The organism is Streptomyces sp. NPDC058525, assembly GCF_042719495.1.
Taxonomy (GTDB): Bacteria; Actinomycetota; Actinomycetes; order Streptomycetales; family Streptomycetaceae; genus Streptomyces.
The window spans coordinates 1-24,120 of record NZ_JBHXNP010000086.1 but is presented as its reverse complement, the minus strand read 5'-3'; the positions used below and the strand labels follow the sequence as shown (position 1 = coordinate 24,120).

General features: G+C 74.6%; 24 protein-coding genes and 1 pseudogene. 13 read left to right on the top strand and 12 right to left on the bottom strand.

What is annotated here, in order from left to right; genetic code table 11:
* The first annotated feature begins 88 nt into the window (after positions 1-88).
* The 3 genes from ACFWP3_RS31365 (at position 89) to ACFWP3_RS31355 (ending at position 3,086) form a co-directional block, all read left to right on the top strand.
* Entirely contained in the window at positions 89-994 is a 906-nt protein-coding gene (locus tag ACFWP3_RS31365; RefSeq protein WP_384227745.1) for a glycerophosphodiester phosphodiesterase, read from the top strand.
* A gap of 88 nt (positions 995-1,082) precedes the next feature.
* Positions 1,083-1,646, top strand: coding sequence for a methylated-DNA--[protein]-cysteine S-methyltransferase (locus ACFWP3_RS31360; RefSeq protein WP_384227743.1), 564 nt, complete (start codon positions 1,083-1,085; stop codon positions 1,644-1,646).
* A 135-nt stretch (positions 1,647-1,781) separates the two neighbouring features.
* Complete coding sequence (locus ACFWP3_RS31355) at positions 1,782-3,086, top strand: MFS transporter (protein ID WP_384227741.1); 1,305 nt, start codon at positions 1,782-1,784, stop codon at positions 3,084-3,086.
* A gap of 3 nt (positions 3,087-3,089) precedes the next feature.
* Here the strand turns inward: ACFWP3_RS31355 and ACFWP3_RS31350 are convergent, their stop codons facing one another.
* The gene (locus ACFWP3_RS31350) at positions 3,090-3,464 is read right to left on the bottom strand and encodes a cupin domain-containing protein (protein WP_384227739.1); all 375 of its coding nucleotides are present in this window, start codon (positions 3,462-3,464) and stop codon (positions 3,090-3,092) included.
* 198 nt (positions 3,465-3,662) lie between these two features.
* Here ACFWP3_RS31350 and ACFWP3_RS31345 point away from each other — a divergent pair, with 198 nt between their 5' ends.
* Complete coding sequence (locus ACFWP3_RS31345) at positions 3,663-4,607, top strand: pseudouridine-5'-phosphate glycosidase (protein ID WP_384227737.1); 945 nt, start codon at positions 3,663-3,665, stop codon at positions 4,605-4,607.
* Positions 4,604-5,518, top strand: coding sequence for a carbohydrate kinase family protein (locus ACFWP3_RS31340; protein WP_384227734.1), 915 nt, complete (start codon positions 4,604-4,606; stop codon positions 5,516-5,518). The genes ACFWP3_RS31345 and ACFWP3_RS31340 overlap by 4 nt, the downstream gene beginning before the upstream one ends.
* Positions 5,519-5,593: 75 nt before the next feature.
* Here the strand turns inward: ACFWP3_RS31340 and ACFWP3_RS31335 are convergent, their stop codons facing one another.
* The gene (locus ACFWP3_RS31335; protein ID WP_384227731.1) at positions 5,594-6,289 is read right to left on the bottom strand and encodes a uridine kinase; all 696 of its coding nucleotides are present in this window, start codon (positions 6,287-6,289) and stop codon (positions 5,594-5,596) included.
* A 93-nt stretch (positions 6,290-6,382) separates the two neighbouring features.
* Here ACFWP3_RS31335 and ACFWP3_RS31330 point away from each other — a divergent pair, with 93 nt between their 5' ends.
* Complete coding sequence (locus ACFWP3_RS31330; protein WP_384227729.1) at positions 6,383-7,828, top strand: WGR domain-containing protein; 1,446 nt, start codon at positions 6,383-6,385, stop codon at positions 7,826-7,828.
* Between the two features lie 3 nt (positions 7,829-7,831).
* Here ACFWP3_RS31330 and ACFWP3_RS31325 read toward each other — a convergent pair whose 3' ends face one another.
* Complete coding sequence (locus tag ACFWP3_RS31325; RefSeq protein ID WP_384227727.1) at positions 7,832-8,218, bottom strand: cupin domain-containing protein; 387 nt, start codon at positions 8,216-8,218, stop codon at positions 7,832-7,834.
* A 138-nt stretch (positions 8,219-8,356) separates the two neighbouring features.
* On the opposite strand from ACFWP3_RS31325, the gene ACFWP3_RS31320 reads away from it, so the two are divergent.
* Complete coding sequence (locus tag ACFWP3_RS31320; RefSeq protein ID WP_384227725.1) at positions 8,357-9,031, top strand: DUF2293 domain-containing protein; 675 nt, start codon at positions 8,357-8,359, stop codon at positions 9,029-9,031.
* Here ACFWP3_RS31320 and ACFWP3_RS31315 read toward each other — a convergent pair.
* Positions 9,021-9,659, bottom strand: coding sequence for a chaplin (locus ACFWP3_RS31315; RefSeq protein WP_384227723.1), 639 nt, complete (start codon positions 9,657-9,659; stop codon positions 9,021-9,023). The genes ACFWP3_RS31320 and ACFWP3_RS31315 overlap by 11 nt on opposite strands.
* Before the next feature lie 150 nt (positions 9,660-9,809).
* Between ACFWP3_RS31315 and ACFWP3_RS31310 the strand changes: the two genes are divergently transcribed.
* Positions 9,810-10,358, top strand: a complete 549-nt coding sequence (locus ACFWP3_RS31310) for a hypothetical protein (protein ID WP_384227721.1) — start codon at positions 9,810-9,812, stop codon at positions 10,356-10,358.
* On the opposite strand, the gene ACFWP3_RS31305 is transcribed toward ACFWP3_RS31310, so the two are convergent.
* The 3 genes from ACFWP3_RS31305 to ACFWP3_RS31295 all read right to left on the bottom strand — a co-directional run bounded on the left by ACFWP3_RS31305 (position 10,318) and on the right by ACFWP3_RS31295 (position 15,080).
* Positions 10,318-11,553 carry an SWIM zinc finger family protein gene (locus tag ACFWP3_RS31305; protein ID WP_384227718.1) on the bottom strand — a complete coding sequence of 412 codons (1,236 nt, stop codon included), beginning with the start codon at positions 11,551-11,553 and terminating at the stop codon, positions 10,318-10,320. The genes ACFWP3_RS31310 and ACFWP3_RS31305 overlap by 41 nt on opposite strands.
* Positions 11,550-14,357 carry a DEAD/DEAH box helicase gene (locus ACFWP3_RS31300; protein ID WP_384227774.1) on the bottom strand — a complete coding sequence of 936 codons (2,808 nt, stop codon included), beginning with the start codon at positions 14,355-14,357 and terminating at the stop codon, positions 11,550-11,552. Before ACFWP3_RS31300 ends, ACFWP3_RS31305 begins: the two co-directional genes overlap by 4 nt.
* 120 nt (positions 14,358-14,477) lie before the next feature.
* Positions 14,478-15,080, bottom strand: a complete 603-nt coding sequence (locus tag ACFWP3_RS31295; RefSeq protein ID WP_384227787.1) for a hypothetical protein — start codon at positions 15,078-15,080, stop codon at positions 14,478-14,480.
* A gap of 7 nt (positions 15,081-15,087) precedes the next feature.
* Between ACFWP3_RS31295 and ACFWP3_RS31290 the strand changes: the two genes are divergently transcribed.
* Entirely contained in the window at positions 15,088-16,107 is a 1,020-nt protein-coding gene (locus ACFWP3_RS31290; RefSeq protein WP_384227784.1) for a hypothetical protein, read from the top strand.
* Here the strand turns inward: ACFWP3_RS31290 and ACFWP3_RS31285 are convergent.
* Positions 16,083-16,190 (bottom strand): annotated as a pseudogene (locus ACFWP3_RS31285) (helix-turn-helix domain-containing protein); the annotation flags it as partial. The gene ACFWP3_RS31290 and the pseudogene ACFWP3_RS31285 sit on opposite strands and share 25 nt — an antisense overlap.
* A gap of 254 nt (positions 16,191-16,444) precedes the next feature.
* Between ACFWP3_RS31285 and ACFWP3_RS31280 the strand changes: the two are divergent.
* Positions 16,445-17,056 carry a hypothetical protein gene (locus ACFWP3_RS31280; RefSeq protein WP_384227716.1) on the top strand — a complete coding sequence of 204 codons (612 nt, stop codon included), beginning with the start codon at positions 16,445-16,447 and terminating at the stop codon, positions 17,054-17,056.
* Between the two features lie 70 nt (positions 17,057-17,126).
* A complete protein-coding gene (locus ACFWP3_RS31275) occupies positions 17,127-17,390 on the top strand; it encodes a DUF6343 family protein (RefSeq protein WP_384227772.1) in 264 nt (87 codons plus the stop codon).
* Positions 17,391-17,399: 9 nt separating this feature from the next.
* On the opposite strand, the gene ACFWP3_RS31270 is transcribed toward ACFWP3_RS31275, so the two are convergent.
* The 4 genes from ACFWP3_RS31270 to rpsA form a co-directional block, all read right to left on the bottom strand.
* Positions 17,400-17,798 carry a tetratricopeptide repeat protein gene (locus tag ACFWP3_RS31270; protein WP_384227712.1) on the bottom strand — a complete coding sequence of 133 codons (399 nt, stop codon included), beginning with the start codon at positions 17,796-17,798 and terminating at the stop codon, positions 17,400-17,402.
* A gap of 50 nt (positions 17,799-17,848) precedes the next feature.
* Positions 17,849-18,508, bottom strand: a complete 660-nt coding sequence (gene coaE, locus ACFWP3_RS31265) for a dephospho-CoA kinase (protein ID WP_384227709.1) — start codon at positions 18,506-18,508, stop codon at positions 17,849-17,851.
* A gap of 48 nt (positions 18,509-18,556) precedes the next feature.
* On the bottom strand, positions 18,557-19,495 hold the full coding sequence (locus ACFWP3_RS31260; protein ID WP_384227707.1) for a PAC2 family protein: 939 nt from the start codon (positions 19,493-19,495) through the stop codon (positions 18,557-18,559).
* Positions 19,496-19,699: 204 nt separating this feature from the next.
* Positions 19,700-21,208 carry a 30S ribosomal protein S1 gene (gene rpsA, locus ACFWP3_RS31255; RefSeq protein WP_030010959.1) on the bottom strand — a complete coding sequence of 503 codons (1,509 nt, stop codon included), beginning with the start codon at positions 21,206-21,208 and terminating at the stop codon, positions 19,700-19,702.
* A 393-nt stretch (positions 21,209-21,601) separates the two neighbouring features.
* On the opposite strand from rpsA, the gene ACFWP3_RS31250 reads away from it, so the two are divergent.
* Positions 21,602-22,459, top strand: coding sequence for a class I SAM-dependent methyltransferase (locus ACFWP3_RS31250; protein ID WP_384227703.1), 858 nt, complete (start codon positions 21,602-21,604; stop codon positions 22,457-22,459).
* Between the two features lie 4 nt (positions 22,460-22,463).
* A partial coding sequence (locus ACFWP3_RS31245) for a DEAD/DEAH box helicase (RefSeq protein WP_384227701.1) occupies positions 22,464-24,120 on the top strand: 1,657 nt, incomplete at its 3' end.

The window sequence follows — 24,120 nt, the reverse complement described above, 5'->3', positions numbered from 1 at the left end:
GTCCCGCCGTGAAGTGCATCGCCACAACGTCTGCCGCTCCGCACCCGTCTGACGCAGGAACAGGGCTCACGACCCGAGGAGAACGCACATGTACGTCCGACCCGCCGCCGCGGCAGCCGCCGCGTTGCTGGGCTTCACCCTCACCGTGCTGGGCGGGACGGCCTCGTACGCCGCCACCGGACCCGGCTCCGCCCCCGGTCCGGCCGGGCTCCTGGGCAACCCCGTCGTGTACGCCCACCGGGGGGCCTCGGCGTACGCCCCGGAGAACACCCTCGAGGCGGTCGACCTGGCGATGCGGCTGGGGTTCGAGTGGGTGGAGAACGACGTGCAGCGCACCAGGGACGGCGAGCTGGTCGTCGTCCACGACGACACCCTGTCCCGGACCACGGACGTGGAGCAGCTCTTCCCGGACCGCAGCCCCTGGAGGGTCAGGGACTTCACGGCGGCCGAGATCGGCCTGCTGGACGCGGGCAGCTGGTTCGGGCAGGAGTACACGGGCGCCCGGGTGCCGACCCTGCGGCAGTACCTCGACCGGGTGCGGCGCAACCAGCAGCGGCTGCTCCTGGAGATCAAGAAGCCCGAGCTCTACCCGGGGATCGAGCAGGAGACCCTGAAGGTGCTGGACGAGGCGGGCTGGCTCGATACGCGGCACGTGGCGGAGCGCCTGGTGGTGCAGAGCTTCAGCGCCGACTGCGTGCGCCTCGTGCACGGGCTGCGCCCGGACCTCGTGACGGCCTTCCTGGGCACCCCGACGGTGGCGGACCTGCCGCGGTACGCGCAGTTCACCGACCGGATCAACCCGTGGCACACCACGATCTCGGCCGAGTGGGTCGCGGCGGTGCACGGGCTGCTCGGAGCCCACGGCAAGGCCATGGAGGTGGACACCTGGATCGTGGACGACGCCACGACCGCCCGGAAGGTCCAGGCCATGGGGGTGGACGGGATCATCACCAACGCCCCGGACGTCGTCCAGGAGGCGGTCGGCGGCTACTGACGGAGCCGGGGCCCTCGGCGACGCTGCGGGTGTCGTCGGCTCTGTCAGCTCTGTCGGCGCTGTCAGTGGGGCGCCGTACCGTGGACGCGTGGACAGCACCGAGCGGCCCCGCGGGCCGCACCTCGAATGGACCGTCGTCGCGAGCGATGTCGGTCCCCTGCTCCTGGCCGCGACCCCGGAGGGTCTGGTCCGGGTCGAGTTCCATGCCGTGCCGGACCGGGTCGACGCGATGATCGGCCCGCTCGTATCCCGGCTCGGCGCCGACGCCCGGCGGCCCGCGCCGGGCGAGGAAGTGCTGCTGGCCGAGCCCATACGCCAGCTGGCCGCCTACTTCTCCGGTGCGCTGCGGCGCTTCGAGCTGCCGCTGGACTGGCGGCTCAGCTCCGGCTTCAACCGGCAGGTGCTCCAGGAACTGGACCGTTCCGTGCCGTACGGAGCGGTCGTCGGGTACGGGGAGCTGGCCGCCCGCGTCGGACAGCCCGGGGCCGCCCAGGCCGTCGGCAACGCCATGGGGTCGAACCCGCTGCCCCTGGTGGTGGCCTGCCACCGGGTCGTGGAGAACGACGGGGGCATCGGCGGCTTCGGCGGCGGGGTCGAGACCAAGCGCCGGCTGCTGGCGCTGGAGGGCGTCCTGCCGGAGCCGCTGTTCTGAGCCCGCCGGATACCAGGTTCCGCCCGTGCGTAAGGGGTGGCACACTGCCGCGGTGACTACTCCAGCCGCCGCACCCGGCCGCAGCGCGTCCCTCCGTGCCCCGCACCCGCTCCGCCCGCGCAGCGGGTGTCCGGCATGACCGCCTCCCCCGGTACGGACCGGCCCGCCGCGCCGGCCGGCCTGCCGGACCTGGCCCGGCTGCGGCGGCGCACCACCGGGGTGCTCATAGCGAGCCAGATGCTCGGCGGGCTCGGCGTGCCCATCAGCATCGCCCTGGCCCCCGTGCTCGCGGCCGAGGTCAGCGGCACCGAGGCCATGTCCGGCCTGGCCTCCACCGCCGCCGTGATCGGCACCGCCCTGATGTCCCTGCCGCTCGCCGCCCTGATGACCGCGCGCGGCCGCCGCCCCGGGCTGGTGCTGGCCTACCTGATCGGTGCCGCCGGCGCGGGCCTCGTCGTCCTCGCCGCGACGGTCGGGAACTTCCCGCTGCTGATGGCCGGCATGGCCGCCTTCGGCGCCGCCTCCTCGGCCAACCTCCAGTCCCGGTTCGCCGCCGCCGACCTCGCCGCCCCGGACCGCCGGGCCCGCTCCATCTCCGTGGTCGTCTGGGCCTCCACGATCGGCGCGGTCCTCGGACCCAACCTGTCCGCCCCCGCCAGCCGCAGCTTCGCCGGGACCTCCATACCCGAGACGGCGGGACCCTTCGTATGGGCCGCCGCCGTCTTCCTCCTCACCGGCACGCTGATCGCGATCCTGCTCCGCCCGGACCCGCTGCTGACGGCCCGCGCCCTGGCCCCGCCCGAGGAGCAGACCCGCGAGGGCCGCTCCCTGCGCGCCGGGTTCGCCGCCGTCAAGGCCTCCCCGCGGGCCCGGCTGGCGCTGGTCACCGTGGCCGTGTCGCACACCACCATGGTCTCGATCATGGTCATGACCCCGATGGACCTGGGCCACCACGGCGCGGGGCTGGAGCTCATCGGGCTGGTGATCAGCGGGCACATCGCCGGCATGTTCGCCTTCTCGCCCGTGATGGGCTGGCTCGCGGACCGGCTCGGCCGGCTGTCGGTGATCGGCCTGGCCGCCGGGCTGCTGTCGGTCGCCGCCCTGCTCGCCGGCACGGCCGGGCCGCACCACGGACAGAGCGCGGCGGGCCTCTTCCTGCTGGGCCTCGGCTGGTCGGCCGGGATGGTGGCCGGGTCCGCGCTGCTGACCGACTCGGTGCCGCAGCCCGCGCGGGCCGCCGTACAGGGGCTGAGCGACCTGACGATGAACACGGCCGCGGGCGTGGGCGGCGCGGCCGCCGGCCTGGTCATGGCCCAGGCGAGCTACGGCTGGCTGAACGCCGTCGGGGCCGCCCTGCTGCTGCCGATGGCGGCGCTCGCGCTGTTCACCGCGCGCCGCCACCCGGCGCCCGCGAAGGACGGCGCCGACCGACGGAAGTAGCCGTCAGTAGCTGATGTGGTAGGCCTTGCGCAGCGTCTCGTGCACGGTCCAGGTGGTCTTGTCGCCCTCGCGGAGCACACAGGCGGAACCGGGGCCGACCTCCAGGGTCGCGCCGCCCTCGACCTCGATGGTGGCCCGGCCGCTGACCACCACGAACAGCTCGTCGGCCTCGGTGTCGGTGACCACGCCCGGGGTGATCTGCCAGATGCCGCGCACCTGCTTGCCGTCGGGCGACTCCCAGAGCACCTTGCCGGTGACCACCGGTTCGCCGGAGAGGATCTGCCCGGGGTCGAGGTCCTCGGCCTCCAGTTCGGCGTCCGGGACGTCCGGGACGGAGACGGCGAAGGAGGCGGGGGCGCTGTGATCACTGGTGCTCATGAGCCGCGAGCCTAATCCGGCCGGGCGCCCCCGCGCGGTGACCAGAGCGTCCAGCGCGGCCGGGGCTGACGCAGCACCCTGTCCAGCGGTCCGGCGTGCGGATCGGCGCGGTCCGGGCGGGAGCGTTACTCGGACAGGTTGTGACGGGCGGGACGGGAGCGCGTTTGGGGGCGTGAATCCGGTGCCATGGATGGGGACATGTCACAGCACACAGCAACTGCATCCCCGTCCGGCGGCCCCGTCCTGTCAGAAGAGGTGCGCGAGGCGCTCGCCCGGAACCGGCCCGTCGTGGCGCTGGAGTCGACGATCATCGCGCACGGGCTGCCGCGGCCCCGCAATCTGGCGGTGGGTCTGGAACTGGAAGAGCTGGTCCGCTCGGAAGGAGCCGTTCCGGCGACGGTCGCCGTCATCGACGGGGTCGCGCACGCGGGCCTGGACAAGGCTCAGCTGGAGCGGATCGCGGGCGGTGACGGCGTGCGCAAGCTCGGCCACCGGGATCTGGCGCCCGCCCTGGCGGCGGGGGCCACGGGGGCCACGACGGTGTCCGGCACGGCCTTCCTGGCCGCCCGGGCGGGCCTGCGCGTCTTCGCCACGGGCGGGCTGGGCGGCGTACACCGCGAATGGGCGCAGACGCAGGACGAGTCGGCGGACCTGTCGCTGCTGGCGCGGACGCGGATCACGGTGGTGTGCGCGGGGGTGAAGTCGATCCTGGACGTGCCGGCCACGCTGCAGCGGCTGGAGACGCTGGGGGTGGGCGTGCTCGGCTACCGGACGCAGCGGTTCCCCGGCTTCTACCTGGCCGATTCCGGGGAGCCGGTGGACTGGACGGTGCAGGGGCCGGAGGAGGTCGCGGCGGTGATGGCCGCTCAGGACGCGCTGGGCGGCCCGGAGGCGGCGCTGCTCGTGGCCAATCCGGTGGCGGAGGCGGAGCAGCTGGATCCGCGGCTGCACGACCGGGTGCTGGCCGAGGCCCTCGCCGAATGCCGCGAGCGGGGGATCACAGGGCAGGCGGTGACGCCGTTCCTGCTGGGGTTCCTGGTGCGGGCGACGGGCGGGGCCTCGCTGGAGGCGAACCTGGCGGCGGTACGGGGCAACGTGCGGCTCGGGGCCAGGATCGCGGGGGCCTGGGCGGCGCGGGCATGACCTGGGCGGAACCGGCTGCTCCAGGGGCGCTGCTGGTCATCGGGGACGTGGTCACCGACGTGGTCGCGGTCCATCCGGAACCGCTCGCCCCGGCCACCGACACGGCCGCCCGGATCCGCACCCTGCCGGGCGGCGCCGGGGCCAACGCGGCCTGCTGGGCGGCCCGTACGGGGGCGCCGGAGGTACGGCTCCTCGCGCGGGTGGGCACCGAGTCGGCGCGGTGGCACGAGCGGGCCCTGCTGGACGCGGGGGTGCTGCCGCGGCTGGTGGTCGACCGGGAGGAGCCGACGGGGACGGTGGTCGCGCTGGTCGGCAAGGACGCGGAGCGCACCTTCCTGACCGACAGCGGGGCGGCGCTGCGGCTGTGCCCCGCCGACTGGACGCCTTCCCTGCTGGACGGGGTCGCCCATCTGCACCTGTCCGGGTACCTGTTCTTCGCCGACAGCAGCCGGGAGCTGGCCCTGCTCGCCCTGCGGGCGGCCCGGGCCCGGGGGGTGCCGGTGAGCGTGGACCCCGCCTCGGCCGGGTTCCTGGCCGTGCTGGGCCCGCAGCGGTTCCTCGACGCCGTGGCGGGGACGTGCGTGCTGCTGCCCAACGAGGACGAGGCCCGGCTGCTGGCCGGCCTGCCGGAGCCCTCGGGGGTGGCCCGGGCGGCGGCGCGGCTGAGCCGGCACATACCGCTGGTGGTGGTGACCCGGGGCGCGGCGGGGGCGCTGGTGGCCGAGCGGGGGCGGATCACCGCCGAGGTCACGGCGGAGCCGGCCGAGGCGGTGGACTCCACGGGCGCGGGCGACGCCTTCACCGGCGGCTTCCTCGCGGCCCGGCTGGCGGGCGCGGACCCGGCGGAGGCCGCCCGGGCGGGCTGCCGGACAGCGGCCCTGGCGGTGACCCGGCTGGGCGGGAGGCCTTGAGGGGCCCGCCGGCTTCGGGGAGATGGGCCTGAGGCGGCCGACGGTCTCGACCGCCGCCGCCGGGCTCCCGTGCCGCTACCGCGCGCGGATGCCCGTCCAGGCGGGATGGCGGGGGTCGTCGGCCCGCACCACCGCGTCGGCGGCCGAGGCGGGGTCGGTGTCTGCCTCGTAGCGGGCGAAGGCCGGCAGCGTCCAGCGCGCGGACTCCTCGGTGCGGCGGGCGAGCGCGCCCGGGGAGAGCCTGATGTGGACGCTCAGGTCGAAGGGGAACCAGTGGCCGAGCAGCAGCGGGCCGTGCACGACCAGCACGCCGCCGGGCGGGAGTTCGGCGTACGGGCTGCGCGTGGCCCGGTCGCTCACCGGGTCCCAGAGGTCGGGCAGCACCCGCCCCGTGCCGCCCGGGTCGGTCGGGCCGAACACCTCCCGCCAGAGCGCGGCCGTGTCGTACCAGCCGCCGAGGTACGAGTCCACGTCCTCGCGGCCGAACTCGAAGCGGAGGGAGGCCGGCCGCAGGAAGCCCTCGGCCGCCACCACCAGGACCGGGCGGCCGCGCAGGCGCAGCGCGTCGGCCAGGTGTCCCGCGAGGTCGCCGGTCCCGGCGGCCGGGGCACCGTCGATGCCCACCCGGAGCCGGCTTCCCTGCTCAGGCGCGGTTTCTCCGGCGGTCTGGGCTGTGGTCCCGCCGGTGGCCTCGGCCGTGCCGACGGGGTCGTCGAGGTGGCCGGCGAGCCGCTCGGCCATTCGCTGCCATGTGATCGCTTCCAGCTGCACGAGCCCATTGTCAGTGGTGGGCCTTAGCGTTTTTCACGAGGGATCACCGGCAGAACAGAAGCCGGTGGCCCGGCCTTTGGGGAGGGGTCTGTCATGGCTCGGGAGACGACGTATCTGGAGCTGTCGCAGGATGACGGCGCTGCGCACAAGTTCTACGAGGTGACGGTGGACGGCACCGCCGTCTCCGTGCGGTACGGCCGGATCGGCGCGGACGGCCAGGTGCAGAGCTCCTCGTTCCCGACGGCGGACAAGGCCCGGGCGGCGGCCGCGAAGAAGATCGGGGAGAAGATCCGCAAGGGGTACGCCCCGGCCGTGCGCGGGCAGCGCGCCGCGCGGTCGGTGACCCGCCGGCAGGTCACCTCGGCGCCGTCGACGGCGCGGGCCGTGGCTCCGGTGCTGTGGCGCTTCCGCACGGGATCCGCGGCGTTCGGGATCCATGTGGACGAGGACCGCTGCTGGGTCGGCAACCAGGCGGGTGACGTCTACACGCTGAGCCACGGCGGGGAGGTGCTGGCCCGGTACTCCCTGCCGGACGGGGTCAAGTGCCTGGTGGCGGACGAGTTCTGGATATACGCGGGCTGTGACGACGGCACGGTGTACGACCTGTCGTCGAAGGTGCCGTTCGGGGCCTACGACATAGCGGCCGATGTGGACATCTTCTGGCTCGACATCCGCGAGGGCGTGCTGAACGTGTCCGACGCGAGCGGCGGGCTGACGGTCATCGACCACGAGGACGAGTTCCAGTGGTCGCGGCGCTCGGACGGCTCGAACGCCTGGATGGTCCGGGCGGACGCGGACGCCGTCTACCACGGCCACAGCCAGGGGGTCACCGCGTACGCCCCGGACGGGGGGCGGCAGTTGTGGCACACGGCCACGAACGGCTCGGTGCTGTTCGGCTGGCAGGAGGACCACGCGGTGTATGCGGGGACCGGGCGCAACACCGTGCAGCGGCTGTCGAAGGCGACCGGCGCGGTGGAGGCCTCCTACCGGTGCGACGCGGCGGTGTACTCGTGCGCCACCTCCCCGGACGGCAGGCACGTCTTCGCGGGCGACCTCGCCTCCTCGGTGTACTGCTTCGACGCCGACGGGCGGCGGCTGTGGAAGCTGGGCACGGGCAGCGGGTCCGCGCTGTCGATGCAGTACCACGACGGGCGGCTGTACCTGGTGACCACGGACGGCTCGCTGGTCTGCGTGGACGCGAGCGAGCAGGCGATAGCGGCGGCCCAGCAGGGCTCGGTGCCGGCGCCGGTGGACGTGAAGTCGGCGGCCGCGATGCCCGTGTTCACCCCGGCGGCGTCGGCGTCTGCGGTCGCCACCGTCTCGGTGGCGGCGGCTCCGGCGGGCGGTGTGGTGGTGGAGTGCGTCCAGCAGGGCGGCCGGGTGCGGGTGCAGGTGGTCTCGGGAGGCTTCGAGCCCTCCTGGAACGTGCAGTTCCCGCGCGGGATACGGGAGCCCGGCGCTCGGTACGTGGTGGACGGGCTGCACGCGGCCTCGGGAGGCTTCTACCGGGTGCGCGGGGAGATACGCCGGCTGGTGTGAGGCTCACCCGGGGGGTACGAGTGCGCCGGCGTGCTCGCGGCAGACGGCCGGTGTGACCCCGTGCGGGGGCGGGGTGGGTATGGAGAAGGGGGTTCCCGGGGGGAGCGCGGGGGTCAGGTGGAGCACGACCGGTTCGCTGCCGAGGTTGTGGCCCAGGTGGATGTGCCGGATGCCCTCGGGCTCCACAAAGGCGGTCCCGGCCCGGTGCACCACGGTGGTGCGGTCGTGCAGGACCCGGGTCAGGGTCCCGGCGAGGACGACGACGTCGAGCCGCACCCGGTGGTAGTGCCAGCCGGTGCAGCCGCCCGGCGGTATGACGACCTTCCGGCCTGCCGGGGCCGCGGGAACGCGTGCCCTTGCCTGCCGAACCGCCGCCTGCTGCCCACCCATGTGCCCTCCTCGGTGGACCGGCCACCGTCCACGGGCCCACGGTAGAAGGGCGGTGCGGCATCGAGGAAGAGTTGATGAAACACCAACCGGCCTTCTGTGACAGGTGATATGAGGCCCCTGCGGCGGTATCACCCCTGTATGAGCCTGGTGGTGTTCGAGTCCGGTAAGCAGATCCACTGCGCGGAGTGCCGGCAGGGGCCGCTGCGGCATCTCGTGCGCGAGGCCGCGGTGCCGCGCTGCCTGGACTGCGCCGATCTCGGGCACCTGGTCTACCTTCCGCGCGGGGACGCGGCGCTCACCCGCCGCTCTCGCGAAGGGAGTTCGCTGTCCGCCGTCGTCGTCCGCTTCAACCGGCGCCGCCGGCGCTACGAACGCCAGGGGATCCTCGTCGAGGAGGCCGCGCTGGCCCGCGCGGAGCGTGCGTGTCTCGCGGACGCCGAGGCGCGGGCGAGGCGCCGGGAGCGCGACCGGCTGCGTCGCGCCGCCGAGGACACCCGGTTCACGGCGGCCTTCGCCGCCGAGATCGTCCGCCTGTTCCCCGGCTGCCCGGCGGACCGGGCCGTGGCCATCGCCACGCACGCCTCGGTGCGCGGCAGCGGCCGGGTGGGCCGCAGTGCCGCCGGCCGGGCGCTGGACGAGCTCGCCGTCTCGTACGCGGTGCGCGCGGCCGTGCGGCACACTGACACCGAGTACGACGCGCTGCTGATGGCGGGCGTCCCGCGGTTCGCGGCCCGGGCCCGGCTGGCGGCACGGATCGACGCCGTCCTGGACGGCTGGCGCCCCGTGCCGCCGGCCCGCCGGTCTAGCGCGTGAGGCCGAAGCGGCGGTACAGCAGTACGCCGCCGAGGAGGAGCGCTCCGCCACCCGGGAGCAGGTAGCCGACGGCGTCGGTGCCGGTGTGGGCCAGGGCGTCGGTGTCCCGCGGCGGCGCGGGCGGGGTCACCGGCCGCTCGACGGCGGGCGGCTGGACGGGCGGTTGCACGGGCGGCTTGACTCCGGGCACCTCTCCGTTGACCGAGGTGTTGCCGGTGGAGCTGTTGCCGACGCCGACGACGCTCACCGCGTTGCCGCTGAGGTTGACGGGCAGGTCGACGGGGAGCTGGAGTCCGTTGCCGGACAGCACCCCTGGCGAATCCTTTCCTCGCCCGTCCGCGGTGGCTCCGCCACCGTTGCCCGAGCCCTGTTTCGACGGGTGCGAGGGCCTCGGCTTCGGATGGTCCTCGTTGACACAGCGGTTTCCGGCGGCCGAGTTGAGCACACCGATCACGCTCACGGTGTTCCCGCACGCGTTCACCGGAACGTGCACCGGCAGCTGCACCAGGTTCCCGGAGAGCAGCCCCGGCGAGCGCTCGGTGCGACCGCCGGCGTCCGCGTCGGCGTAGGCGAAGCCGCCCGCGCCCGCTACCGCCAGCCCACCTCCCGCAACGACCGCCGCGATCAAGCCATTCCGACGACTGTGACGCATCAGTTTCCCTGCCTTCCGGAGGAGTCTGCGGGTTTTCGTCCCGCACCGGAACAACGCTCTGAACCCATTCGGGTTATAGAGCCGGTAGGCATTTCACTCCATCGTGTACTGGGTAGTGCCTACTTCATGACTGATCGCCCGCTCCTCCTCCTCGACGTGGACGGCCCCCTCAACCCCTTCCGGTCCCCTTTCGCGGGCCTGCGCGGGTACCGGACCCACCGGATGCGACCGGACGTCTGGCTCTCCTACCGCGATCCGGAATCCCGCAGTGCCCGCCGCGGCGCACGCGTCCGCCTCCACCCCTCCCACGGCGGCCGGCTGCTGGCCCTGCCCTTCGAGCTGACGTGGGCCACCGCCTGGACGCACCAGGCCAACACGATGATCGCCCCGCGCATCGGGCTTCCCGGCGATCTCCCCGTCGTCGAATGGCCGGAACTGTTCGCCATGGACCCTGACGGCCTGTCATGGAAGACCCGCCCCCTCGTCGAGTGGGCCGCGGGCCGTCCCTTCGCCTGGGTCGACGACATGATCAACCCGCTCGACCGGGCCTGGGTCGCGGCCCACCACCCGTCCCCGGCGCTGCTCCTGCGCATCCACCCCCGTCACGGCCTGCGCGCCCGCGACTTCACCACCCTCAGCCGTTGGGCTGGCGAGGTGGAGCACCGCTCCGCGTGAGCGCCGTGACCGGGTCCGGGGCGGGGCCGCCCGTGGGCCACCAGTCGGTGTCGTCCGGGCGGGACTCGTAGGCGTACCAGAGGGCGTCGCGGCCGAGGCGGAGCTGCCGGGTGCCGGACGTGAGGCGGTTGCGGTCGGGGCGGAAGGAGCCCTGGCCCGCGGCGAGGAGCGCCGGGCGGGCCCGGTCGAAGGGGCCGGCCGGCGGGTCCCAGGGCTCTTCGAGGGCGGCGAGGGCGGGGCGGCCGCCCTGCCGCCAGGCCGCGGCGGCCCGGGCGAGGTCGGTGGTGGTGCGGCCGGTTTCGCGGGCCAGGTCGCGGTAGAGGGTGCGGGCGGCTCCGGTGAGCCCGGCCGTGGGGTGCGCCGAGGCCAGCCGGACGGCGTCCTGCCACAGCCCGAGCCCGGCGATCGGGTCCTCGGCGGTGGTCAGGATGGCGAGGGCGCGGGCCGCGGCGTCGGAGGCGAGCTGGTCCAGGGCGAGCGGGTCCGGGGCCGCCGGGTCGGCCGGGTAGGCGGGCGGGAGGCCCGCGGCGGCGGGCGCGGCGAGCGGCGCGGGCAGCAGCGGCAGGCCGGTGCGGGCGAGCGCGGCCCTGGCCGGGACGCCGGGGAACCCGGGCGCGGCGTCGGGCTGTTCGCGCGCGGCGTGGGCGGCGTTGCGCCGGGTCAGCTCGTCGAGGAGTTCCCGTTCGCCGCGGCCGCGCAGGAGCAGCAGGACGAAGGGGTCCTCATCGAGCAGCCGGGCCGCCCGGTAGCAGAGGGCCGCCGCGTGCTTGCAGGGCGGACGCGCGACGTCGGGGCAGGAGCAGCGGGGCAGGAGCTCGCCCGCGCCGGGCAGCACGGTGCCCGCGAGCGACTGCGGGACCTCGCGCTCCAGCAGGGCGGCGAGCGCCGCGGGATCGGCCGCGACCGCTTCCAGCAGTTCGTCCCATTCCGCGTCCGCGAAGGCGGGCAGCGCCAGCTCGGTGCGGTACGGGCGCGGCCGGCTGCCCCGTACGTACGCCACGATCCGGCCCGGTGTGATGGTGACCGCGTCGACATGGCCCTCGGCCGCGTACGCACGGCCCCGGGCCAGCCGGGCCGGGTCGCGGGAGACCTCCTCCAGCGCCGACACCCAGGCCCGGCCCCACCAGCTGACCGCCTGCGCCCCGGCGGGCACGGTCTCGAAGGTGCGGCGGCGGTCGTCCCGCGCGGTGATCATGCGGGCCTCCGCAGGGACACGAGGTCGGCCAGCTCCCGGTCGGTCAGCTCGGTCAGCGCCGCCTCGCCGGAGCCCAGTACGGCGTCGGCCAGGGCCCGCTTGGCCTCCAGCATCTCGGCGATGCGGTCCTCCACGGTGCCCTCGGCGATGATCCGGTGGACCTGGACGGGCTGGGTCTGGCCGATCCGGTAGGCGCGGTCGGTGGCCTGCTCCTCGACGGCCGGGTTCCACCAGCGGTCGAAGTGGACGACATGGCCGGCGCGGGTGAGGTTGAGCCCGGTGCCCGCGGCCTTCAAGGAGAGCAGGAACACCGGGACTTCGCCCGCCTGGAAGCGGTCGACGAGCTCCTCGCGGCGCGGCACCGGCGTCCCGCCGTGCAGCAGCTGGTGGGAGATCCCGCGGGCCGTGAGGTGCCGCTCGATGAGCCGGGCCATCGTCACATACTGGGTGAAGACCAGCACCGAGCCGCCCTCGGCCAGGATCGTGTCCAACAGCTCGTCCAGCAGCGCGAGTTTGCCCGAGCGGTGCGCGATCCGGGGCTCCGCCTCCTTCAGGTACTGGGCCGGGTGGTTGCAGATCTGCTTGAGCGAGGCCAGCAGCTTCATGATCATGCCGCGCCGCTCGATGCCCTCGCTCGACTCGATCACGGCCATCGCCTCATCCACCGCCGCCTGGTACAGCGAGGCCTGCTCACGGGTCAGGGAGACCGGATGGTCCGTCTCCGTCTTCGGCGGCAGCTCGGGCGCGATGCCGGGGTCGGACTTCTTGCGGCGCAGCAGGAACGGGCGGACGAGCGCCGCGAGCCGGGCCACGGCCGCCTCGTTGCCGCCGTCCTCCTCCTGCTGGTGCTCCACCGGACGGGCATGGCGGGCCCGGAACGCGGTGAGCGGCCCCAGCAGCCCCGGCGTCGTCCAGTCGAGCAGCGCCCACAGCTCGGAGAGGTTGTTCTCCACCGGGGTGCCCGTCAGCGCCACCCGGGCGGGCGCCGGGATGGTGCGCAGCGCCTTGGCCGTCGCCGAATGCGGGTTCTTGACGTGCTGGGCCTCATCGGCGACGACCATGCCCCAGCTCTGCCCGGCGAGCAGGGGGGCGCTGGCGCGCATCGTCCCGTAGGTGGTGAGGACGAAGCCCCCGGCGAGGTCCTCGAGGTGGCGACTGCCGCCGTGGAAGCGGCGCACGGGCGTGCCCGGGGCGAACTTCTCGATCTCCCGCTGCCAGTTGCCCAGCAGGGACGCGGGGCAGACGACGAGCGTCGGCTCGGGCCGGTCGCGGTGCAGGTGCAGCGCGATCAGGGTGACGGTCTTGCCCAGCCCCATGTCGTCGGCGAGGCAGCCGCCGAGGCCCAGCGAGGTCATCAGGTCCAGCCAGGCCAGGCCGCGGGCCTGGTAGTCGCGCAGGGTGGCCTTGAGCGCGGCCGGCTGCGGCAGCGCGGGCAGCTCCCCCGTCAGCCGCTCCCGCAGGGCGGCCAGCGCCCCCACCGGAACGGCCTCCACGGGCTGCCCGTCGACCTCGGCCGTCCCCGACAGGACGGTCGCGAGCGCGTCCACCGGGTCCAGCAGGCCGAGCTCCCGCTTGCGTGCCTTGCGCACCAGCTCGGGATCCACCCGCACCCACTGGTCGCGCAGCCGCACCACCGGCCGGTGGGCCTGCGCGAGGGCGTCCATCTCCCCCGGGGTGAGCCGGTCCCCGCCCAGCGCCAGCTCCCAGGAGAAGGCGAAGAGGTGCCCGGCGTCGAAGAAAGCGGTGCCGTCGGTCGCGGATCCGGGCGCGGTGGACCGTACGACGGCGGTCGCGGACAGCGTACGGGCCAGCTCGCGCGGCCAGTGGACCAGGACTCCCGCGGCCGCCAGCCGGTTCGCGGCGGTGCCCAGCAGGTCTTCGAGCTCCGGGTCCGACAGGGCCAGCGCGTCGGGCACCGGCTGGTCGAGCAGGCGCAGCAGGGGCGGCCACGCCCGCGCGGCCCGGCGCAGCGCGAGCACGGCGTCGATCCGCGCCCGGGGGCCGAATCCGGCGGCGGACGTGCCCGCCCACAGGTGTCCGGCATCGGTGACCAGGGTCGGGTCGGCGAGGCTGTGCACCTGGACCACGGCGGCCCCGGCGCGCCGTACGTCCTCGGCTTCCGCCTCGTCGAAGAGGCGGAAGGAGGACAGGTCGAGGCGCAGCGAGATCCCGACGCCGGTGTCCGCTCCGGCGGCGACCTGCGCGGCCCAGTCCCGTATCCGGGGTACGTGCTGCGGCTCCCGGGCGGCGAACGGCCGGCCCGCGGCCACGGCGGCGGCCGGGGTGCGGGGCAGGCTGTCGGCGACGGCGTCGAGGAACGCGCGGACCAGCGCTTCCGGTTCGGGCAGGTGCAGCGGGCGGCGGCCGGCGAGGGGCGTCGCGTACCCCTCGTGGGGCAGCGCGGCCGCGACCGCGCGCAGGTGGCCGACATCGTCGGCATCGAGCGGCCCGGCGCGCCAGGCGTCGACGCCCTCGGGGGTGAGCCCGGGGAGCAGGCGGCCGCGGGCGACCAGGGTGAGCGCCTGCACGGCGGCGGTGCCCCAGGCACGGGTGGCCGGGTGTGCGGCGGGGCTGCGGGACGCCCGGGCGAGCAGGGGCAGGGCGGCGGTGACGGAGAGGGCCACGGCGGGCACGGTCCGGCTGCGGACCCCGTCGCCGTGCGGGCGGACCACGGTGAGCGTCGTCGGTGCACCCGCCTCGGGCAGGGCGTCCCCGTCGGGCGCCCAGAACACGACGCGCCCCTCGCGGGGGACCGCGGCGGGCAGGAAGACCGCGGCGTGGCGCAGCAGTGCCTGCGGTGTCATGGCTGTCAAGCCCCCGCCCCCTCCCCCGGTCGCTGCGGTCGCTGCGGATGTCCTGTGCACCGAGTCTAGGTGCGGCCGCTGACAACACCCCCTGACCTGGGGATACCGCCCGACCGCCGGTCAGCGGGCCCAGCGGCCCTGCTCCGTGGCGAAGCCGTACGCGGGACGGCCCGTGGCCGCGCTGGTGCGCAGCGGCCGGCCGTTGTCGTCGATGCGCAGGGTGCCGGTGCCGGACGGCGCGGTCCAGCGCAGGTCCAGCGACCAGTCGCAGTCGCACCCCGTGGTGGCGGCCTCCACGCGCAGGACGACCGGCTCCGCCGCCGAGACGCGCATCGGGAAGGCCGGGGCCGGGATGACGCGGCCGGTCTCGCCCCCGCTGTCGTTGCCCGCCACCGGCCGCAGCACGGGCCGCGGCGCGTCCAGGTTCACCGTGAACGCGGCCGGGGTGAGCGCCCCGCCGCAGCCCTGGGACATCTGGTAGACGTTCCAGGCCGGCGGGGTGCGCCTGGCCGCCACCCGTACCTCCAGGTCCTCCAGGACCACGCTGCCGGTGCCCGTACCGTGCAGGGTGACCTCCACGATCTGCGTCCCGGCGTGCACGGCCCGCTGCGCCGAGGCCCAGGCCGGAGCGTCCGCCTCCACGGGCGGCGGGGGCACGGAGCCGGGACCCGGCTCGGCCAGGTAGGCGTGGTCACAGCCGTGGGCCCACACGTGCGACCGCACCGCCGCGGTGACCGCCGTCGGCGTGGGCGTCGGCGAGGCGGCCGTCGAGGGGCCGGCGGACCGGGACAGGGCACTGCTCCCCGCGCTCGCCGGACCAGGACCCGGAACCGGGCCTGCGCCCGCGCCCGGCGCCCCGCGGTCCGGCAGCGACGCCGCCAGCACCGCCACGGCCACCGCCGTCACCCCGCCGGCCAGCACGGCGACCGCCCGCCGCCGGTACCAGGGCCGCCGCCCACCACCCGCCCGCGACTCCGGCCCTGCCCCGGATCCCGGACCGGAACCCGAACCTGAACCCGGCTCCGCCCCCGAACCCGACACCGCCCCCGAACCAGTCCCCGACGCCGAGCCCGCCCGAGAACCCACCTCCACCCCCGACACCGAGCCCGCACCCGCACCCGCACCCGGCACCGGCCCCGGCCCCGGCCCCGCGCCCGGACTACCCCCCGAACCGGTCCCGGAACCCGACCCCGCGCCCGCCCCCGGCCCCGCGCCCGGACTTCGCCCCGAACCCGAGCCTGACCCCGCGCCCGCGCCCGGCTCCGCACCCGACCCCGCGCCCGGACTACCCCCCGAACCGGTCCCGGAACCCGACCCCGCGCCCGCCCCCGAGCCCGCGCCCGGACTTCGCCCCGAACCCGAGCCTGACCCCGCGCCCGCGCCCGGCTCCGCGCCCGGCTCCGCACCCGACCCCGGCCCCGCGCCCGGCCTACGCCCCGAACCCGAGCCCGCGCCCGGCTCCGCGCCCGTCTCCGGCCCCGCGCCCGGACTACCCCCCGACCCGGTCCCGGAACCCGACCCCGACCCCGCGCCCGACCCCGCCCCGTACCCCGCCCCCCGTTGCGCCCCTGCTCCGCCCCCGGCCGACCCCGCCTCCCGTCCCGGCGCACGGGCCGCCTCCCGCCTGCGGGCGTCCGCCAGGAGCCAGGCGCGGTGCAGGTCCACCGCCTCCCCCTGCGAGGCTCCGCAGGCCCGCGCGAAGCGGTCCACCGCCGCGAACTCCGTCGGTACGGCCTCCCCGTTGCAGTAGCGGTGCAGGGTCGACGTACTCGTGTGCAGCTTGCGCGCCAGCGCCCCGTAACTGAGCCCCGCGCGTTCCTTCAGCTCCCGCATCAGCCGCGCGAACGTCTCCGCCTCGCCCGACCGTTCCACCCCGCCCACGGCGTTCCCCCGTCCCGTGACTCCGTTCCATGCAGGGGGTGTTCCCCCAGGTGACAGCACGTACGGCCATTCCAGTGTCCCGAATGTGCCGCAATCCGTCGCCCGACACCCCGGCCCGGGGGAAGCCTGTTCACGCACGGCACCGCATTCACGCACGGCACCGCACCACCGCACCGCTACACCGAAGGAAACGGGGAGAACCGACCATGTTCCGACGCACCGCCACCAGCACCGCCTTCGCAGCCCTCGCGGCAGCCGCCGCGCTCGCCCTGACCGCATCGACCACTGCCACGGCCGCCACCGCGCCCGGGTTCATCAACGGCACCGACCTGCCGCCGCACCCCACCTCGCCCTGGTACGCCGGCCAGGTCACCCAGGGCCTCCCCGAGTTCGCCCCGTTCTGCCTGGACGGGGTGCTTCCGGCGCAGGGCAGCTGGCACCGCACGTTCGGCACGGAGTTCGACACCGGCGCCGTGCAGATCTCCGTACGCGCCGCCTCCGCCACGGCCGCCGCGAAGCTGGCCGGCACGTTGGAGCGCAAGGTCGCCGCCTGCGCCGCCGACTGGCTGCGGGCGACCCCGGGCGGCACGGCCTCCTGGGAGGACTACGGCAAGCTGCCCGTCGAGGAGGGGGCGCACCTGTACGGGGTGCACACCTCGATCCCCGAATCGGAGCCGGGCGTGCACCTCTACGGCATCGGACGCGACGGTTCCACGGTGACCGTCGTGAAGTGGGGCCAGATGGGCAACCTGTCCCACGCGCCCGTCGCCGACTTCAAGAAGACGACCACCAGGGCCGTGAACAAGCTCAACCCGTGACCGGCACCGCGCGGCCCGTGACCGGGCCGCGCGCCGTCCGGAGTGGGACCATGGACATGAGGCGATGACCATGCGTTCCGGGAACGAGCCGGTGACCGCCCGCAGTCCGCTGCGGCTGCGGTTCTGGCTGAGTCTGTGGGGGCTGATCTGGGCCGCCGCCGGGACGGCCGCGTTCTCGCTGGCGGGCCGTCCCGGATGGGCGGCGGCCTGCGGGGTCGTCGCGCTGCTGGCGGCCGTGGACCTGGCGGTGGTCGTGCACCGCATCCACCAGGGCCCGCACTACCAGCCCGGCCCCGGCGTCCCCCCGTACGAGCCCCCGCGGCGCGGACGGTGACGGCCGCCGCTACTGCTCGAAGCGGGCCGCCTCCAGGTATTCCGGCTGCGGGTCGAGGGCGGCGGCCAGCCGGAAGTGCTTGCGCGCCTGCTCGGGCCGGCCGGAGCGCTGGTGGGTGCGGGCCAGCGCGAAGTGGGCGAAGGCGTTGTCCGGCTCCCGCTCCAGCACCAGCTCGAACTCCAGCTGTGCCGGTCGCAGTTGGGCGGCGGCGAAGAAGGCACGGGCGCGCAGCAGCCGGGCCGCCGTGTTCTCGGGGTGGGCGGCTATGACCGAGTCGAGCAGTTTCACCGCGCCCCGCGGGTCGCGTGCGGCGAGCAGCTGCTCGGCGGCCCGGTAGTCGATGACGTGTGTCTCCGGGCTCGCCGACGAGGGCGAGGAGGACGAGGACTGCGGTGTGGTGTCGGACACGATCGGTTCCTTCCCTCTACGGGCGCGTTCAACGCCCCGCGCCGCTCCCGCTATTCCGCCGGCCGCTCCCCGCTGTTCCGTCGGGCCGGACCGGCTATTACGCCGGCGGCCGCCTGCGCCGCACGCTCGGTGAGCTCCGCCCACACCTTGCGCACCTGCGGCTCCAGCGCCTCCAGCGGCCCGTCGTTGTCGATCACCAGGTTCGCCACGGCGAGCCGCTGCTCGCGCGTGGCCTGCGCGGCCATCCTGGCCCGCGCCTCTTCCTCGGCCATCCCGCGCAGCTCGGTCAGCCGCGCCAGCTGCGTCTGCGGTGTCGCGTCGACCACGACCACCAGGTCGTACAGCGGTGCCAGGCCGTTCTCCGTGAGCAGCGGTACGTCGTGCACCACGATCGCGTCGGCCCCCGCGGCGGCCTCCAGCTCGGCGGAGCGGGCCCCGACCAGCGGGTGCACGATCGCGTTCAGGGTCTGGAGCTTCGCCGGGTCGGCGAAGACCACGGAGCCCAGCTTCGGCCGGTCCAGGGCCCCCTCCGGGGTCAGCACCGTCTCCCCGAAGGCCGCCACGACGGCCGCGAGCCCCGGCGTACCGGGCTCGACGACCTCCCGCGCGATCCGGTCGGCATCCACGATGACCGCCCCGTACCCCGCCAGCAGCCGCGAGACCTCGCTCTTGCCGGCGCCGATTCCGCCCGTCAACCCCACCTTCAGCATGGTGCTCAGCCTAGACCGCGCCCCTGCCGCCCCCACAGCCCCCCGGTGTCAGTTCTCGCCCTCGCGCTCCGCGAGGAATCGCTCGAACTCGCGCCCGATCTCGTCCGCCGACGGGATCTCCGCGGGCTCGGCGATCATGTTCCCCCGGGTCTCGGCGCCGGCGGCCGCGTCGTACTGGTGCTCCAGGCCCTGGACCAGGCTGACCAGCTCCTCGTCGCCCTCGCGGATCTGCCGGTCGATCTCCGTCTGCGTGCGGTGCGCCTCCGTACGCAGGGCGTGCGCGACGGCGGGCAGGACCAGCCCGGTGGCCGCGGTGATCGCCTCCAGCACCGTCAGCGCCGCGTCCGGATACGGGGAGCGGGCGACGTAGTGCGGTACGTGCGCGGCGACGCCCAGCACGTCGTGCCCGGCCTGGGCGAGGCGGAACTCGACGAGCGACTCCGCGCTGCCCGGCACCTGCGCCTCGTCGAAGGGGCTGCGGTGGCCCGGCATGAGGTCGGTCCGGTTGCCGTGGGGGGTGATGCCGACGGGCCGGGTGTGCGGGACGCCCATGGGGATGCCGTGGAAGTTGACCGAGAGCCGGACGCCGAGGCGCTCGACGATCTGCCGGACGGCCACGGTGAAGCGCTCCCACTCCACGTCCGGCTCGGGGCCGGACAGCAGCAGGAAGGGGGCTCCGGTGGCGTCCTGGACCAGCCGGACCTCCAGCCGGGGCTCCTCGAACTCCGTCCAGTGGTCGCGCTGGAAGGTCAGCAGCGGGCGGCGGGCCCGGTAGTCCACCAGCCGGTCCGCGTCGAAGCGCGCCACCACCTGGTGGGGCAGGGTGTCCAGGAGCCGCTCGACGATCTGCTCCCCGGCCTCACCCGCGTCGATGTACCCCTCGAAGTGGTACAGCATGACCAGCCCGGCCGAGTCCTGGGCGAGCGCCAGGTCGGCCACCGCCAGGCCCTTGGCGTCCCATTCGTACAAGCCCTGTGGATCAAGCACCGTCACCACTCCTCCCTCGCTGCGTTCCCTGGAAGAACGTCCAAGGAGGCCGCACCATTCCCCAGTTGGCCGGGTTCACGCGAACGCAACGGATCAAGGTGCCGGGGTACCGACGCGACAAGGCCCGCCCCCCCGAAGGGGACGGGCCTTGTCGTTCAGCTCAACCAGCTCGGCTCACGCCCGGAGGCGTGGTGCGCGCTGCGATCAGCTCTGGCCGCCGGCCAGCTTCTCGCGGAGCGCGGCCAGGGCCTCGTCCGAGGCCAGGGCGCCGGAGGTCTCGTCCGACTCCGAGGAGTACGAACCACCCGAGATGCCCGCACCGGCGTTGCCACCGGCGGCCGGGGCGGCAGCACCCTCGGCAGCGGCGGCCTCGTCGGCCTCGCGGCTCTTGATGACCTGCGCCTGGTGCTGCTCGAAGCGCTGCTGCGCCTCGGCGTACTGGGTCTCCCAGGCCTCGCGCTGCTTGTCGAAGCCCTCGAGCCAGTCGTTGGTCTCGGGGTCGAAGCCCTCGGGGTAGATGTAGTTGCCCTGGTCGTCGTACGACGCGGCCATGCCGTACAGGGTCGGGTCGAACTCGACCGACGCCGGGTCGGCACCGAAGGACTCGTTGGCCTGCTTCAGCGACAGCGAGATCCGGCGACGCTCGAGGTCGATGTCGATGACCTTGACGAAGATCTCGTCGTTGACCTGGACGACCTGCTCCGGGATCTCCACGTGGCGCTCGGCCAGCTCGGAGATGTGGACCAGACCCTCGATGCCCTCGTCCACGCGGACGAACGCACCGAACGGAACCAGCTTGGTGACCTTACCCGGGACGACCTGACCGATCTGGTGGGTCCGGGCGAACTGCTGCCACGGGTCTTCCTGCGTCGCCTTCAGCGACAGGGAGACGCGCTCGCGGTCCATGTCGACGTCGAGGACCTCGACGGTGACTTCCTGGCCGACCTCGACAACCTCGGACGGGTGGTCGATGTGCTTCCAGGACAGCTCGGAGACGTGGACGAGACCGTCGACGCCGCCCAGGTCCACGAAGGCACCGAAGTTGACGATCGAGGAAACGACGCCGGAGCGGACCTGACCCTTCTGCAGGGTGGTGAGGAACGTCTGGCGGACCTCGGACTGGGTCTGCTCCAGCCAGGCGCGGCGGGACAGGACCACGTTGTTGCGGTTCTTGTCCAGCTCGATGATCTTCGCCTCGAGCTCCTTGCCCACGTAGGGCTGGAGGTCGCGGACACGACGCATCTCGACGAGAGAGGCCGGCAGGAAGCCGCGGAGGCCGATGTCGAGGATGAGACCACCCTTGACGACCTCGATGACGGTACCGGTGACGATGCCGTCTTCTTCCTTGATCTTCTCGATCGTGCCCCAGGCACGCTCGTACTGAGCGCGCTTCTTGGACAGGATCAGACGGCCTTCCTTGTCCTCCTTCTGGAGAACCAGGGCCTCGATCTCGTCGCCGACCTTGACGACCTCGTTCGGGTCGACGTCGTGCTTGATCGAGAGCTCGCGGCTCGGGATCACGCCTTCGGTCTTGTAACCGATGTCGAGCAGGACCTCGTCCCGGTCGACCTTCACGATGACGCCGTCGACGATGTCGCCGTCGTTGAAGTACTTGATCGTCTCGTCGATCGCGGCGAGGAAGGCTTCCTCGTTACCGATGTCGTTGACCGCTACCTGCGGAGTGGTAGAGGTGGTCTCGGTGCTGCTCGTCATGTGGGAAAGGGCTCCGGTTACGGACAGAAAGTCGTAGGTACTGCTACGCCGGGAGCCCTTATCGGCATCTGCCGACAGCCGGACAGCCAAGGAGACCCCCATTCCGCGAAGAGCGGCGGGGCCCCGAAAACCGAGGGGACATCAACAGATGCAAGCGCAGCCTGCTAGGTCTGAGGAGCACAGGCTCGCAGCGCAACTTGTAGCATACGGGGGCAGCCGGACACGGTCAATGCGCGAAGGCGGACACCCCCGGCGGATCGCCTCACAAGCGGCACAATTCGTGGGCGGAGAGGCGCTGATGACGCTTCCCCGTCACTTTCCACGGCGAGCCACGGACGGCCGCGGGCAACCACGGACATCCACAGACATTCGCAGACTACGACGACGGGCCCCATGAACCAAGAGGACTACGCCCCCGAAGACGCGTACGACGCCGATCCGCGGTCCGGCGGCGTCTCCGACGACGCCGAGGCCACCCGGCGTGACGCGGGGGAAGCGGAGAGCAGCCGGGCCAGCCGCGGCTGGTGGGACCGCAACGCCGACGAGTACCAGAGCGAACACGGCGCCTTCCTCGGCGACGACCGCTTCGTCTGGGGACCCGAGGGACTCGACGAGGCGGACGCGGCCCTCCTCGGCCCCGCCTCCTCCCTCAAGGGCAAGGACGTCCTGGAGATCGGCGCCGGCGCCGCCCAGTGCTCGCGCTGGCTCGCCGCCCGGGGCGCCCGCCCGGTCGCCCTCGACCTCTCCCACCGCCAGCTCCAGCACGCCCTGCGCATCGGCGGGGACGTACCCCTGGTGGAGGCCGACGCGGGACGGCTGCCCTTCCGCGACGCCTCCTTCGACCTGGCCTGCTCCGCCTACGGCGCCGTCCCCTTCGTCGCCGACCCGGTGAACGTGATGCGCGAGGTGCGCCGCGTCCTGCGCCCCGGCGGCCGCTGGGTCTTCTCCGTCACCCACCCCATCCGCTGGGCCTTCCCCGACGAGCCCGGCCCCGAGGGGCTGTCCGTCTCCGCGTCCTACTTCGACCGCACCCCGTACGTGGAGCAGGACGAGCAGGGCCGCGCCGTGTACGTCGAGCACCACCGCACGATCGGCGACCGGGTCCGCGACGTGGTGGCGGGCGGCTTCCGCCTGGTCGACCTGGTCGAGCCGGAGTGGCCGGAGTGGAACAGCCAGGAGTGGGGCGGCTGGTCCCCGCTGCGCGGCAACCTGATCCCGGGCACCGCGGTCTTCGTGTGCGAGAGGGACTGATCCCTTGATCCGCCGCTCCGCCCTCGACGCCCTTCCCGTACGGGAGGCCGTGCCCGCGCTCGTCTCGGCGCTGGACGGCCACGGCACGGCCGTGCTCTGCGCCCCGCCCGGCACCGGCAAGACCACGCTAGTGCCGCTGGTGCTGGCGGGGCTGGTGGGCGGCGGGCCCCGGCGGCGGGTCGTGGTCGCCGAACCGCGCCGGATCGCCGCCCGCGCGGCGGCACGGCGGATGGCATGGCTGCTGGGCGAGCGGGTGGGCGGCTCCGTGGGCTTCACGGTGCGCGGGGAACGGGTGTCGGGCCCCTCGACGGTGGTGGAGGTGGTCACCACCGGCGTGCTGCTCCAGCGGCTCCAGCGGGACCAGGAGCTGTCCGGCGTGGACCTGGTGGTCCTGGACGAGTGCCACGAGCGGCACCTGGACGCCGACACCGTCGCCGCCTTCCTCCTGGACGTACGGGAAACCCTGCGCCCGGAGCTGCGGCTGGTGGCGGCTTCGGCGACGACCGACGCGTCGGGCTGGTCCCGGCTGCTGGGGGACGCGCCGGTGGTGGAGGCCGCGGGGATCTCCCACCCGGTGGAGACCGTGTGGGCGCCGCCGGCCCGGCCGGTGAAGCCCCCGCACGGCATGCGGGTGGATCCGGCGCAGCTGGCGCACGTGGCCTCGGTGGTGCGGCGGGCGCTGGCGGAACGTTCCGGCGACGTCCTGTGCTTCCTGCCCGGCGTCGGGGAGATCGCCCGGGTCGCCGGGCAGCTGGGCGGTGTGGACGCGGAGGTCCTCCAGGTCCACGGGCGGGCGGCGGCCGCGGTCCAGGACGCGGCGCTGACGGCGTCGGACCACCGCCGGGTGATCCTGGCGACGGCGGTCGCGGAGTCCAGCCTGACCGTGCCCGGGGTGCGCGTGGTGGTGGACTCCGGACTGGCCCGCGAACCCCGGGTGGACCATGCGCGCGGGCTGGGCGCGCTGGCGACCGTACGGGCCTCGCGCGCGGCCGGACGCCAGCGGGCGGGCCGGGCCGGGCGTGAGGCGCCGGGTGCGGTGTACCGCTGCTGGACGGAGGCGGAGGACAGCCGCCTGCCCGCCTTCCCGGCGCCGGAGATCCGCATCGCGGACCTGGCGCAGTTCGCGTTGCAGGCGGCCTGCTGGGGCGATCCGGACGCGTCCGGCCTGGCACTGCTGGACCCGCCGCCGGCCGGGGCGATGGCCGCGGCGCGGGAGGTGCTGGTGGCCGTCGGCGCCGTGGACGCGGCGGGGCGGCCGACGCCGCGGGGCCTGCGGATGGCCCGGCTGGGGCTGCATCCTCGGCTGGCGCGGGCGCTGCTGGACGGTGCCGCGGCCGTCGGGGCACGGCGGGCGGCGGAGGTGGTGGCCCTGCTGAGCGAGGAGCCGCCGCGGGAGTATGGCGACGACCTGGCGGCCGTGTGGCGTGCCGCCCGGCGGGGGTCGGACGCGTACGCCTCGCGGTGGCGGGCCGAGGTCCGGCGCCTGGAGCGTGCCGTCGGGGCCCCTGCGGAGCTCTCCCCCACCCCGCCCCTTCCCGAAACCGGGGCTCCGCCCCGGACCCCTTCGGGGGCTCCGCCCCCGGACCCTCCCCCAGCCACCGCTGGGGGTACCCCCAGCGCCTCAAACTCCCCCAGACTCCGTCCGGGGGTACCCCCAGGCG

Excerpts from the sequence above, each read along its gene's own strand:
- ACFWP3_RS31340 (WP_384227734.1), top strand. The coding sequence starts at position 4,604 with ATGACCTGGGCGGAACCGGCTGCTCCAGGGGCGCTGCTGGTCATCGGG.
- rpsA (WP_030010959.1), bottom strand. The coding sequence starts at position 21,208 with ATGACGAGCAGCACCGAGACCACCTCTACCACTCCGCAGGTAGCGGTC.
- ACFWP3_RS31280 (WP_384227716.1), top strand. The coding sequence starts at position 16,445 with ATGTTCCGACGCACCGCCACCAGCACCGCCTTCGCAGCCCTCGCGGCA.
- ACFWP3_RS31300 (WP_384227774.1), bottom strand. The coding sequence starts at position 14,357 with ATGACACCGCAGGCACTGCTGCGCCACGCCGCGGTCTTCCTGCCCGCC.
- ACFWP3_RS31250 (WP_384227703.1), top strand. The coding sequence starts at position 21,602 with ATGAACCAAGAGGACTACGCCCCCGAAGACGCGTACGACGCCGATCCG.
- ACFWP3_RS31350 (WP_384227739.1), bottom strand. The coding sequence starts at position 3,464 with ATGAGCACCAGTGATCACAGCGCCCCCGCCTCCTTCGCCGTCTCCGTC.
- ACFWP3_RS31355 (WP_384227741.1), top strand. The coding sequence starts at position 1,782 with ATGACCGCCTCCCCCGGTACGGACCGGCCCGCCGCGCCGGCCGGCCTG.
- ACFWP3_RS31310 (WP_384227721.1), top strand. The coding sequence starts at position 9,810 with ATGACTGATCGCCCGCTCCTCCTCCTCGACGTGGACGGCCCCCTCAAC.
- coaE (WP_384227709.1), bottom strand. The coding sequence starts at position 18,508 with ATGCTGAAGGTGGGGTTGACGGGCGGAATCGGCGCCGGCAAGAGCGAG.
- ACFWP3_RS31320 (WP_384227725.1), top strand. The coding sequence starts at position 8,357 with ATGAGCCTGGTGGTGTTCGAGTCCGGTAAGCAGATCCACTGCGCGGAG.
- ACFWP3_RS31275 (WP_384227772.1), top strand. The coding sequence starts at position 17,127 with ATGCGTTCCGGGAACGAGCCGGTGACCGCCCGCAGTCCGCTGCGGCTG.
- ACFWP3_RS31345 (WP_384227737.1), top strand. The coding sequence starts at position 3,663 with ATGTCACAGCACACAGCAACTGCATCCCCGTCCGGCGGCCCCGTCCTG.
- ACFWP3_RS31330 (WP_384227729.1), top strand. The coding sequence starts at position 6,383 with ATGGCTCGGGAGACGACGTATCTGGAGCTGTCGCAGGATGACGGCGCT.
- ACFWP3_RS31325 (WP_384227727.1), bottom strand. The coding sequence starts at position 8,218 with ATGGGTGGGCAGCAGGCGGCGGTTCGGCAGGCAAGGGCACGCGTTCCC.
- ACFWP3_RS31365 (WP_384227745.1), top strand. The coding sequence starts at position 89 with ATGTACGTCCGACCCGCCGCCGCGGCAGCCGCCGCGTTGCTGGGCTTC.
- ACFWP3_RS31305 (WP_384227718.1), bottom strand. The coding sequence starts at position 11,553 with ATGATCACCGCGCGGGACGACCGCCGCCGCACCTTCGAGACCGTGCCC.